General features: G+C 42.4%; 12 protein-coding genes and 2 pseudogenes. 8 read left to right on the top strand and 6 right to left on the bottom strand.

All coding sequences use genetic code 11. The annotated features are described in order from the left end of the window. Positions 1 to 1,011 (top strand): CHAT domain-containing protein (locus tag CDG79_RS36320; protein WP_143855688.1); only part of this gene is annotated, 1,011 nt, incomplete at its 5' end. A gap of 10 nt (positions 1,012 to 1,021) precedes the next feature. On the opposite strand, the gene CDG79_RS36315 is transcribed toward CDG79_RS36320, so the two are convergent. Continuing rightward, positions 1,022 to 1,930: a DUF928 domain-containing protein gene (locus CDG79_RS36315; protein ID WP_223278560.1), complete on the bottom strand. Its 909-nt coding sequence runs from the start codon at positions 1,928 to 1,930 to the stop codon at positions 1,022 to 1,024. Between the two features lie 221 nt (positions 1,931 to 2,151). Here CDG79_RS36315 and CDG79_RS36310 point away from each other — a divergent pair. The 3 genes and pseudogenes from CDG79_RS36310 to CDG79_RS36300 form a co-directional block, all read left to right on the top strand. After that, positions 2,152 to 2,334: pseudogene (locus tag CDG79_RS36310) on the top strand (Hsp20/alpha crystallin family protein); the annotation flags it as partial. 258 nt (positions 2,335 to 2,592) lie between these two features. After that, on the top strand, positions 2,593 to 2,832 hold the full coding sequence (locus CDG79_RS41725) for a hypothetical protein (RefSeq protein WP_143855687.1): 240 nt from the start codon (positions 2,593 to 2,595) through the stop codon (positions 2,830 to 2,832). A gap of 165 nt (positions 2,833 to 2,997) precedes the next feature. Then, complete coding sequence (locus CDG79_RS36300) at positions 2,998 to 3,285, top strand: low molecular weight phosphatase family protein (protein WP_223278559.1); 288 nt, start codon at positions 2,998 to 3,000, stop codon at positions 3,283 to 3,285. Between the two features lie 250 nt (positions 3,286 to 3,535). Here the strand turns inward: CDG79_RS36300 and CDG79_RS36295 are convergent, their stop codons facing one another. The 3 genes from CDG79_RS36295 to CDG79_RS36290 form a co-directional block, all read right to left on the bottom strand. Then, positions 3,536 to 4,120 (bottom strand): hypothetical protein, encoded by a 585-nt coding sequence (locus CDG79_RS36295; protein ID WP_223278558.1) that lies wholly within the window; start codon positions 4,118 to 4,120, stop codon positions 3,536 to 3,538. 52 nt (positions 4,121 to 4,172) lie between these two features. Beyond that, positions 4,173 to 4,340: a hypothetical protein gene (locus tag CDG79_RS43070; protein ID WP_167306234.1), complete on the bottom strand. Its 168-nt coding sequence runs from the start codon at positions 4,338 to 4,340 to the stop codon at positions 4,173 to 4,175. Positions 4,341 to 4,546: 206 nt separating this feature from the next. After that, positions 4,547 to 5,884, bottom strand: coding sequence for a hemolysin family protein (locus CDG79_RS36290; protein WP_094346416.1), 1,338 nt, complete (start codon positions 5,882 to 5,884; stop codon positions 4,547 to 4,549). 282 nt (positions 5,885 to 6,166) lie between these two features. Between CDG79_RS36290 and CDG79_RS36285 the strand changes: the two genes are divergently transcribed. Beyond that, a complete protein-coding gene (locus CDG79_RS36285; protein ID WP_094346415.1) occupies positions 6,167 to 6,451 on the top strand; it encodes a hypothetical protein in 285 nt (94 codons plus the stop codon). Between the two features lie 46 nt (positions 6,452 to 6,497). Here the strand turns inward: CDG79_RS36285 and dinB are convergent, their stop codons facing one another. Then, complete coding sequence (gene dinB, locus CDG79_RS36280) at positions 6,498 to 7,622, bottom strand: DNA polymerase IV (protein WP_223278557.1); 1,125 nt, start codon at positions 7,620 to 7,622, stop codon at positions 6,498 to 6,500. Positions 7,623 to 8,073: 451 nt separating this feature from the next. On the opposite strand from dinB, the gene CDG79_RS36275 reads away from it, so the two are divergent. The 3 genes from CDG79_RS36275 (at position 8,074) to CDG79_RS36265 (ending at position 10,066) form a co-directional block, all read left to right on the top strand. Beyond that, positions 8,074 to 8,676, top strand: a complete 603-nt coding sequence (locus tag CDG79_RS36275; protein WP_094346413.1) for a CDP-alcohol phosphatidyltransferase family protein — start codon at positions 8,074 to 8,076, stop codon at positions 8,674 to 8,676. Between the two features lie 4 nt (positions 8,677 to 8,680). After that, complete coding sequence (locus CDG79_RS36270) at positions 8,681 to 9,151, top strand: TVP38/TMEM64 family protein (RefSeq protein WP_223278556.1); 471 nt, start codon at positions 8,681 to 8,683, stop codon at positions 9,149 to 9,151. A 37-nt stretch (positions 9,152 to 9,188) separates the two neighbouring features. Further along, positions 9,189 to 10,066 (top strand): IS630 family transposase gene (locus tag CDG79_RS36265; RefSeq protein WP_223278555.1). Its coding sequence is split into 2 segments (ribosomal slippage): positions 9,189 to 9,518 and positions 9,521 to 10,066, totalling 876 coding nucleotides; the frame shifts between segments, so codons are not numbered across the junction. Positions 10,067 to 10,240: 174 nt separating this feature from the next. Here CDG79_RS36265 and CDG79_RS36260 read toward each other — a convergent pair. Then, positions 10,241 to 11,191 (bottom strand): annotated as a pseudogene (locus tag CDG79_RS36260) (WD40 repeat domain-containing protein); the annotation flags it as partial. Positions 11,192 to 11,320 lie beyond the last annotated feature (129 nt).

The raw sequence follows: 11,320 nt of genomic DNA, 5'->3' as shown, positions 1-11,320 counted from the left end.
CGCGATAACCCGAATACTGCTATTTTCTACCCGATTATCTTAGATAACTATTTAGAAATTATCATCAAACTTCCCAAGCAACCGTTGATTCATAAAACTTCTCAAGTCAACCGTCAGCAAGTAGAGCAAGTTATTACAGAAATACGAAAGACAATAGTCCAACCCGATGCTAATCTGCAATTTAAAGCAGTTTCTCAACAGCTTTATAACTGGTTAATTAAACCAGTTGAAACAGACCTTAAAAATAGTAAAGTTAATACTCTAGTCTTTATTCCAGACGGGTTGTTGCGAAATATCCCGATGTCTGCATTATATGATGGCAGAGAGTATTTAGTCCAAAAATACTCTGTAGTTATTAGCCCAGGACTGCAACTATTTACTCCCAAACCTCTAAAACAGAAAAAATTAAATGCCCTGGCTGGAGGATTATCGCAATCACCCAAAAATGAAAATTTTGCAGCGCTTCCCTACGTTAAGGTTGAACTAAAATTTATTCAGGAATCAGGGGTATCGACAACTACATTATTGGATAAAAATTTTACTAGTACTACTTTAAGAAAAACCATCAACGCTCAACCTTTTAGAGTTGTTCACTTGGCAACTCACGGACAATTTAGCTCTAAAGCAAAAGACACTTTTATCCTAGCAGCTGATGGACGCATTAATGTGAGTGAATTAGATAGTTTGCTTAAAAGTAGAGAGCAAAAACGAACAGAGCCAGTTGAATTACTTGTTTTGAGTGCTTGCGAAACAGCAGCAGGAGATAACCGAGCTGCGTTGGGATTAGCAGGAGTTGCCCTGCGTGCTGGTGCGCGGAGTACTTTAGCCTCACTATGGCAAATTGGCGATGACTCTACAGTTTTATTTATTGAGGAATTTTACCGCCAGTTAGTGACTGGTAAAACTACGGTAGAAGCTTTACGCTTTGCTCAATTAAAACTACTTGAAGCTCCTGAATATAACCGTCCGATGTACTGGGCACCCTATGTTTTAGTTGGTAATTGGTTATAGAGATTTAGGATTATTGACGGTTGGTTGAATTGACTATAGGAGCCGTAGAAATATTACCCAAATTGACGGATTGCAATAAACTCTGCCAATCTTCTTCAACAGAAGTATCATTATGATTAGAAAGGCGTATTTGTGCCAGCATAGTTAAAGCGTCAAACCAAATACCTTCTTTGGCATAGATTGCAATCTTCTGTCGGGGATCGGTTGCTGCTTCCAATTGCTGAATAACACGAGAATTTAAATTCATTCTTTGAATGTCTCCTTCTACGTACACAGGAACACTTGCTGTTTGCTGCTTGCAGCGAACTTTTAAATACCAGCGATATGTTTTACCTACTTTTAAGGATGTAACATTCTCAGGGAGAGAAATACCAATGACACTGGGCTTTGGAGGTAGTGCGATCGCATTTCTGTAAACATCTTTGCCTTCACTATCCTGTAAGCTAAACTCAGCGTTGGAGGTAGACAAATCTTGAGTGTAAGGAACGTAAAACCAAAATGTAGGCCGTTCAGAGGTGGTTAACCCCTCTACAATCCCGATAACTGATTTATCCCTTTGTTTGCTAACCTTTTGTTCCTCTTGAAATGGCACTAAAGCAGTAAGTGCAGTTGCTACCGCAGGACAATTGTCCCGACTACCCATTCCTGCTCTACGCCCAGATATAGGACTTAAGCGAGCAGGTACTTTTGGCAAAACAAAAGCTGGTCGAGAGGTGCGTTGTTGAGGTGAAGCAGGTATCTTGACTGGCTGTACAGGCTGTTTAGTAGTTGCTGGTTGTTGAGTTTGGGCTATTACTCGTGCTGGATAATGAGTGGTGCTACTCAAAATTAGAGCAATTGTTAAGAGCCATTTCATCGATTTAACAAGATACGGTTTTGATTGTGGATATAAAGTTGGTATGTCTTTTTCTTGTTTCATGTAAAAAAGCCTTTTTTATGCAAAATAGGACACGTTGCAAATAATTGTTAAGAAAGTTGTTTTCAAGACCACTATTCTGGGTAGATAAAACACAAGGAGTTAACTCGTTCATCCTATTGAATCAGTTCTATGTGACTGTGACTTAAAGGAAAAGGTTACCCCAGTGGCAAGCTTATACTTTCATTTAACTTTAGTAATCTCATACTTGAGACAGTAACCTATTGGGTACTAGAGTAGCACCTGCACGGTTTGACAGAGATTTTATCAAAGTTCCGGCTGCTGAGTTGCACGAAACTGATGATGCGATTCATCTCAGACTAGAACTGCCAGGACTGGAAGCTAAAGACCTAGATATTCAAGTCACCCAAGACGCTGTTCACGTCTTCGGTGAGCGCAAGTCCCAAGTCTGGCTTATCGCTGTTGTAGCAAATTAAATGTGACTTGCCAAAGTACCCAGCATTCAGCAGACTTGCAAACAACCATTCCATCAGCGATCGCATCTGTTTTGGCTCAACGCCGCTACTCGTTTGCCCGTAGCTGTCAATTGTAGGTTGGGCTGGTTTGGGTTTAAGGAAATTCAAGATTTTCATGATGTTGAGGAACACAACTATTAATAGGATTCCCCTAATAGGATTTCCCAACATCTGTTGGTAAGTTATTAGATGCGTAGGGAAAGCATTTACCGTAGCGATCGCTTTTGTCCTCACTTGATTCGGAGCGATCGCGTTCTTAGAGGAAATGTAGTAGACAGGCGTAGCTTGCCGCCTTTGGCATCGCCCCCTCGCACCCCTATAGTTGCTCCATCTTCACACCTGCCAACTTCCATCATCACCGTAGTAATCGGCAAAAGCCGCCCCACAGTTGCCAGAGCATTCGCTTCTCCCAATCAAGCGTTCACGTAGTGTCTCGCAGAGAAGCGATCGCCGCATCGCACCCATCTAATGAGAGTGAAAAGTAGCCTGGATATCTTGTCTAATGAGAGTGAAAAGTAGCCTGGATATCTTGCAAATTACCCTATTTACCAGTACAAAGCCCGTAGGCTTACTGAAAATCATTTGGTCAACTCAATGAATAAAATCTTGTTCCTTTGTATAGGTAACTACTACCGCAGCCGCTTCGCTGAACATCTATTTAATTGGTTAGCAGTTAAGCAGGAGTTAAATTGGTTGGCTGATTCACGAGGTTTAGCACTTGAGCAGGGTGTAAACAATGTGGGGCCAATTTCTCGATATGCGGCTGAGGCTTTAGCAGTGCGCTTAGTAAACCTACCGGATGATGAACAGTTTCCACTGCCAGCCAGTGAGCAGGATTTTCAGTCAGCTACTAGAGTTATTGCCCTAAGCGTTTGCGAATAGCGTCTCGTTGGCGCAGCCTCTCGTAGAGAAGAGAGGAAATGTTAGTCCAGGAGGCGATGCCTACGGTGGCAAGCTACGCTTCTACTGATATCTTTCCTTGCTTGGATGGGCGATCGCTCTTTTCAGTTTCTTAGAGGAAACCCTTAAGACCTAAAATACTGGTGTGGTTAATCACTACCAGATTGCCTTATAGGAAAAGTTAGATTAAATATTAAATATGAATCAGACTTTAGCAGCCACGCTAGGGGAATTACTGCTCAAGAGAAATATTGTCCGAGTAGATATGCCATCTACGTTGGTTTGGAGTTGAGCCAGAAACGTTATTGACTCGTCGCAGCTTATAGCTACCACGGAAACGCTGTGGAGTTCCATTGCTAGTAACACTCGTAACAGTAAGGGGAATTTCAATATATAGCGAGCCTGCTGCCCCTTCTAAAGAACCCGGTTTTCCGACTTCTTCAACAATGGATACGATGTTAGCAAAACTCTGCTGAAATTCCTCAAATGATTGCTTACTGGCAGTACCATCTCCATACCAAGCCAAGTAAGCTTGTTTATAGTCAAGCCGTGCGATGGCATCGTAATAATCATGAATCAGTTGGACTGCAAGTTGTTCTTGGGACTGGTTCTTGTCAGGATTTTGTGTGCCAGAGGCGGGTGGAGAAGATGGATTAGAGGTGTCCGAAAGATTTGCCAGCGTTGGGCGATTGGCAGATGCTAGTTGTGATGTAGCAGAGTTATTGCAAGCTGTAATAGATATAGCTTGCAATAAAACTCCAATGACTGTATAACGCTGTTTTAACCAGATACAAAAAGAAAAGTTGATATTGAACAAAGCTATCTCCTGTGGAATCTGCACTAGTAGCCTTTAGCCAACGATTCGCACACTAAGGCTCTATTCCTTCATCAATCCAAGTATCAATTGCTGTTTTTACGTTTATTTCAGTCATCGCAGACCATTCTTTTTCGTTGATAGTTGTTTTAAATACCGCTCTTTTACCGTGACCAACTTTTTCCATTGAGTGTCCGCGATACACATTTTTAGGCTTAATCATTTTTCTTAATCATCTTTAGAGAATATTATAAACTATCGCTCAACAACACAAAACATTGACTTGGCTAATCTCCCATAAATCCTTGCAAAAGAGATTGACAAAAACTCTGATTCGTGGAGCGAAGTTAAACTAATTTGCATTGAGCAATGATGGATATTTTTGTTTTTACTGTAGACTTCAGGGGTAAAGACAAAGATATTGATGCCTCACTGGTTTTTTTTAGCGTGCATTGGCACAACCAACACTTTATCTATTCGGTTTCCATCCATACTAACTACTTCAAAGCGTAGTCCCGCCCACTCAAAATGTTCAGCCACCAAGGGAATATGCCCTAACTGGTTGACGACAAATCCCCCTAAAGTTTGATAGTTCACCTCTGCCCCTGGTAACAACTTTCTGATATCTAAAATCTCTTTCAACTCATCAATCGGCAACAGTCCATCTAACAACCAAGACCCATCTTCACGTTGCACCACATCAGGATCTGCTAGTTCTTCACTGGTTGGGATATCACCTACTATCGCTTCCACAATATCAGTGATTGTCACCAAGCCTTGTGTCACTCCATATTCATCTACGATTAAAGCTAGGTGAGTCCCAGATTTCTTAAATAACTCTAAGAGGTTCAAAGCCTTCATGCTTTCTGGCACATATAAAAGTGACTTTAGTAAAGCTTGTAATTCAATAGCCTGGGTTGGATTTTGGGCTAAAAATTCTTTGGTTTGCACAATACCTAATAAGTTATCAATGCTCTGTTGACCAACTGGGAAGAATGAATGAATACTTTCAATCACTTGGCTGCGGATTTTTGACAATGGTTCATCAATATCAAGCCAAACCATCTCTGTACGTGGTGTCATAAATGCACTGACTTGTCTGTTACCAATATTAAATACTCGCTCTACTACGTCTTGTTCAGCTTCTCCCAACAGACCTGCTTCATGGCTAGCTGCCACTAAAAGTTTCAATTCTTCAGTCGAATGAAGCAATTCTTCGCTACTTCCTGCTTCCAAGCCTATAAGCTTTAGAACGAAATTTCCTAAACTATTCAAAACTTGGACAGCAGGGCGAAATATCACTAAGTATAGTTCTAAGAGATTTATAACCGCGAAGGCTGTTCTTTCCGTGCGCTGGAGCGCTAAACTTTTCGGAGCCAATTCTCCCAAAACGATGTGGAGAGACGTAATGATTGTAAAGGCAATTACTACTGATAAGGTATGAGCGCTAGTTTCCGATAAAGATTTTGGCAGCCAGTGGAAAGCGGGTTCGACCAGTACTGCAATCGCTGGTTCTCCAAGCCAACCCAAACCCAAAGAAGATATGGTAACACCAAGTTGGGTCGCTGCTAGATAAGCATCCAAGTTATTTACTGCCCGTTGTAAAGCTTTTGCACCGGGATGACCTTGGATGACCAACTGTTCGACACGACTGCGGCGAAGCGCAACCAAGGCAAATTCAGCCGCCACAAAAAATCCGTTGGCTAGCACCAAGAAAATCACCGATAGCAATTTGCCCGCAGTAAGCCAAGTCAATGGACTGTTCATAACTATCTATTCTAGCCTTTGCTGCTAATTACTACTGTGATTATTTTGTCAACATTAATTGCTACCTATTTGCCGACCAATGGTCGGCAAATATTCTTTGAATATGCGAGTAGACAACATCATACCTATTGTTAAATCCGTTTCTAGGAATGGCTATTCGGCATCGCGCTCCGCTCCCGTCCCTAAAAAGCAATCCACGCCCATACAACTTTATGGCAAAATGTCTCTGATTCGCTGATAAGTTCTTGTATTCTGGGATACCCGTTCTTTGTGGAGAGCCGAATGATTCCTATAGATATGAAACGACTCATCAAAAAAAACCCTAACCCAGTTCGCAAGAAAGCAGAAGTAACCCCACCACCAATTGAACCCATTGAGATGCTTGAGAGCCAAAATATTCCTGAACCAGTGATTGAACACAATCCACCTGTGTACATTGAAGACTACGTTTCCGAATCCGAATACATTTCTGAACACTATCGCCCCCTACGCTCTGTAGGTAACTCCGGGTGGCAACCGTCTGACGTGTGGCGCGAGTTGAGGGTTGATGATTTTTGTCGTGGGTGAGTCAGTATTTAAACAGCGCGATGCCTGCGGTAAATGCTCACCTACGCTAAAAAATAATACCTGCATTTTGAAATAAGGGCAATTGAATCGCTTGTGACTGTTTGGCGTTATCCAGGTTAGACAAGGAAATCCCCAACAACCTGATGCTCCGATTCTCCAGTTCAATCGACTCAAACAGTGTTTTGGCTATCTCAAAAATTGTAGAGAGTTCACTAATGGGAGCAAGCATTGTCTTACTACGGGTTAACTGCTGATAGTCAGAGAACTTGACTTTTAACGTTAATGTGCGTCCTCCCGTTTCATGCTGCTCCAACCGTTGCTCGACAATTTGGGCAATCTGTTCGAGTTCTTGTAACATTTCACTATGGTCACTTAAATCTCTAGCAAATGAGGTTTCTGCACCAATGGACTTGCGAACTCGATTTGCTTCAACTGGGCGGTCATCTTCTGCCCTGGCAATCTTATAGTAATAATTACCTGCTTTACCAAAGTGGTGTGTTAGCTCCAGGAGCGATCGCTCTTTCAAATCTGCGCCAGTGTGAATGCCGAGTGAGTGCATTTTCGCTGCTGTAACCTCTCCAATGCCGTGGAACTTTTCAATCGGCAGCTGTTCTACAAAGGCGATCGCATCCTCCGGTAAAATCACCGTTAGTCCATTCGGCTTATTCTGGCCTGATGCCATTTTTGCTAGGAACTTGTTAATCGATACGCCTGCGGTTGCCGTCAACTGGGTTTCTTGGAAAATCGCACTTTTGATGTGTCTTGCGATAGTAGAAGCGTAGGGGATACTTTGCTTATTCTCAGTAACGTCCAAATATGCTTCATCTAGTGCAACCCCTTCCACTAAATCACTGTAGCGTTTGAATATGGCGTGGATTGAAGTGGAAATCTCTCGGTAAATATCGAATCTTGGTCTGACAAAGATAAGCCCAGGGCATTTTGCAAAAGCTGTTACTGACGGCATCGCAGAGTAAATACCGAATTTTCTGGCTTCATAACTGGCTGCTGCAACTACGCCTCGTTGATTGGGACTGCCACCGACTACTAACGGTTTGCCTCGGTAGCTAGGGTTGTCCCTCTGCTCCACCGATGCGTAGAAGGCATCCATATCAACGTGAACTATTTTCCTGGTTCTAGCGACAGATTGTTGTCCCAAGGGTAGCTCCACCACAAACAGTCTCGTTTTTCACACCATTTTCAAGCAAATTAAATCCTAAATTAGAAATCCTATAGTACACTAGCACTAGTTTGAGCCAAATCTTGCATATCTGCAAATTATTTAAAGCTTGCTTGAACTTTCTACTATCAGGCCCGATTGATTTTTCTGTTAATGAGTAAGCGTGACAATGTGGCTCAAATTTGGTGTAGCTCCAGATGGACAATTAGTCTGTGTTGAAGATGTTGGTAGTGGTAAGACTGAGCTTTTATGCCCTTACTGTTTGGTGACTCACTAGCACAAAAGAGATGACCACACAAGTAATTGACACAATATCCTTTGGCATTCCCCAAACACTCACCCAGGTGGAAAGTGCTGCTATGAATATTGTAATATTTGTAGCGAATTTGCCGATATCATTATAGTGTTTATACTAGTTTAATTAACGCTAGGAAAGTGGGGAACGATGATAAAACTATCACATCTTCCGATTACTTTAGTGGGAATGCGCTTCGCTTTAGCTCCTTTACTAGTTCTCGATGCTTTAGACCATAGAACCAGTTTTTGGTTCATCATCGGTTATGTTATTGCCGTACTTTCAGACATTTTTGATGGGATCATTGCCCGTCGCTTAAAGGTTAGCACAGCCCTACTTCGTCAAGCAGATAGCTGGGCTGATATTTGTTTGTATTTGTGTGTGGCGATCAGTATTTGGTTAGTATATCCCCAAGTAATCATCAATTTTCGAGTACCTTTATTATCCGCGATTACTATCCAACTAATATTATTCACAATTAGTTTAATCAAGTTTCAGAAATTCCCTAGTTTCCATACCTACACTGCTAAAGCATGGGGATTAGCTCTACTTACGGCGACAGTCGGGTTATTTGGTTTTGGTTACGCGAACATTCTTTGGTTTGCAATCGCGCTTTGTTGGCTCAATAGTTTAGAAGAAATTGCCATGACGTTGTTGTTACCAACTTGGCAATGTGATATTTTGAGTATCTTCCATGCAGTGGAATTACGTAAAACATTGATGCGCTCACCAACCAGTCAGGACGGAGTGTAGCTCCGTGGGATTAAAACACTTACTCCGCAAAAATTTCCAGATATTACTACTGCTGGGTGCAATCTTACTCTTTTTCACAACTCCCTTACGTAATTTACTCAATCAAGAGATTCTCTCAGTCTGGTTGCAAAGATTAGGTATTTGGGCTGTTCCCTTATTTATCTCCACCTACGTATTGGTCACAGTCTTAGGTTTGCCGATAACAATTCATACATTAACTGGAGGCGTAGCTTTTGGTTTGGGATGGGGAAGCCTTTGGTCTACATTAGCCGCAACATTGGGAGCAGTAGGAGCATTTTGTCTGACTCGATACCTATTTCGAGATTGGGCAACAGCAAAATTCGCTCAAAATAAACTGTTGGAAAAATGGCATAAAGCACTCGAACGCAATCCCTTTTCTTTAGTTCTATCTCTACGCTTTGCTCCGATTGCTCCGTTTAATATTATAGCTATAGCCATCAAGATTAGGACGTAAACTATAAGAGTTCCTACATAGCATCTACCCCATTTAAATGGCTAAACCCTATAGTGATGATTTCCGGCAAAAGGTAATGCAAGCGATAGAGTTGGACGGTCTCAAGAAGTGTGAGGCAAGCCTTCTGTTCAATATTAGTCGCAACACAATTAACTTGTGGTGTCAGCGCAAAGCCGAAACGGGAGATGTCAAACCCAAACAGAGGAAAGCATCGCCGCAGAATAGCAAAATTAGGGATTGGGAGAAGTTTCGCACCTTTGTCAAAGAGCAAGGGGATAAAACCCAAAGTGAAATGGCACAGCTATGGGACGGACAGATTAGCCAACGCACAATTTCCAGGGCATTGAAAAACATAGGACATACTCGTAAAAAAAAACATCCGGATATATTCAACGAGATGAAGCCAAGCGGGCAGCATTCTTAACGCAACTCGACAACCCCAAAGCGCCTCACCTAGTATATGTTGATGAGTCTGGTATGGATGAACGCGATAATTACGGTTACGGTTACTCAAGAGCTGGAGAACGCTTTTACGATCTCAAATCAGGTGGTCGCAAGGGTCGCATCAATATGATTGCTGGCTATCGAGATGGGCAAATAATTGCGCCATTTACGATTGAGGGGGCGTGTAACCGTACCGTGTTTGAGACTTGGTTAGAAACTTGCTTGATTCCGATGCTACGACCCGATGAATGGGTAATTGTCGATAATGCTACCTTTCATCGTGGCGGTCGAATTGCTCAATTAATTGAAGACGCAGGGTGTCAGTTAGTTTACCTACCGCCTTATTCACCTGATCTCAATCGGATTGAAAAGTGTTGGGCAACTTTGAAAAGCAGGGTTCGTAAGCTTTTATCCACATCGGATAATTTACGTGATGCAATGGAAATCGTTCTCAAACAAGCAGCGTCCTAATTAATCTGGCTACGGCTATAACCCTTGAAATGTCGTTAATTTTTGGTCAGGGAGCAACATTGGGGACGCAGCAAGCCTTGGAATAAGTTTCATCTCGAATATACCAATCTGCCACCCATACTAAACGCTCAAAGGACAAAGTGAAGCGAAGTAAAACTAGGGAGAAAGTCAATTTTAAATTGCTCCCAGAACTTTTAGAGAAGCAATAGTTGCTTCGGTTAAACCTGTAACGCCAGTAATGTTCATTCCCTCATAAGGTCTTTCGTTTCTTAAAGTTTTTAGGCATTCACCCGTCAAAACATCCCATAATTTAACAGTTTCATCTTCACTGCCACTTACTAAAGTTCGACTATCTGGACTAAAGGCAACTGACCTGATCCAGTGGGTATGACCATGTAAAGTTTTGATACATTGACCGGATTGAACATCCCACAACCTTACCGTTTGATCTACGCTACCGCTAGCTAGGAATTTACCTTCAGGACTAAAAGCAACGGACAATACCCAATTTGTGTGTCCCAACAAAATTTTGAGACATTCACCTGTGCTAACATCCCAGAGCTTGACTGTTTTATCTTTACTGCTACTGGCTAGGATCTTACCAAGAGGACTGAAAGCGACGGACAATACCCAACTTGTGTGTCCCAACAAAATTTTGAGACATTCACTTGTGCTAATATCCCAGAGTCTCACAGTTTGGTCATCACTGCCACTAGCCAGGATATTCCCTTCAGGACTGAAAGCAACAGACCATACTCCATGACTATGTTCCAAAATATTCAAAACTCGACTACTGTTAACATCCCAAAGCCTTACAGTTTTGTCATCACTGCCACTAGCCAAAATTTTACCTCCAGGAGCAAAGGCAACTGACTTTACCCAGCCAGTATGTCCGTGTAAGATGTTACAGCATTGGCAAGTACTGCTATCCCACAGCCTTACAAGCCGATCGTAACTGCCACTAGCCAAGATATTACCTTGAGGACTAAAGGCAACAGTTCGGACTCGATTCGGGTGTCCCCGCAAAGTTTTGTAGCACTTTCCATCCGCGACATCCCAGAGCTTGACGGTTTGGTCCTCACTGCTGCTAATCAGGGTCTGACCACTAGGAGCAAAGGCAACAGACCCAGGGTTAGCGCGTCTCAAACCCTATTGACAGGGGGATTATGGCAGAGTTACTGAGTTTGAGAGAGCCGCAGCCAACACAGAAAGCATATAGCGATCGTTCATAGCTGCTCGTCGTGATTTTTGGCG

It is taken from the genome of Nostoc sp. 'Peltigera membranacea cyanobiont' 232 (assembly GCF_002245985.1).
Classification (GTDB): domain Bacteria; phylum Cyanobacteriota; class Cyanobacteriia; order Cyanobacteriales; family Nostocaceae; genus Nostoc.
This window is presented reverse-complemented; position numbering and strand designations above follow the sequence as displayed.

Coding starts and splice junctions, on each gene's coding strand:
- CDG79_RS36315 (WP_223278560.1), bottom strand. CDS start 1,930: ATGAAACAAGAAAAAGACATACCAACTTTATATCCACAATCAAAACCG.
- CDG79_RS41725 (WP_143855687.1), top strand. CDS start 2,593: ATGCGTAGGGAAAGCATTTACCGTAGCGATCGCTTTTGTCCTCACTTG.
- CDG79_RS36300 (WP_223278559.1), top strand. CDS start 2,998: ATGAATAAAATCTTGTTCCTTTGTATAGGTAACTACTACCGCAGCCGC.
- CDG79_RS43070 (WP_167306234.1), bottom strand. CDS start 4,340: ATGATTAAGCCTAAAAATGTGTATCGCGGACACTCAATGGAAAAAGTT.
- CDG79_RS36290 (WP_094346416.1), bottom strand. CDS start 5,884: ATGAACAGTCCATTGACTTGGCTTACTGCGGGCAAATTGCTATCGGTG.
- CDG79_RS36285 (WP_094346415.1), top strand. CDS start 6,167: ATGATTCCTATAGATATGAAACGACTCATCAAAAAAAACCCTAACCCA.
- CDG79_RS36275 (WP_094346413.1), top strand. CDS start 8,074: ATGATAAAACTATCACATCTTCCGATTACTTTAGTGGGAATGCGCTTC.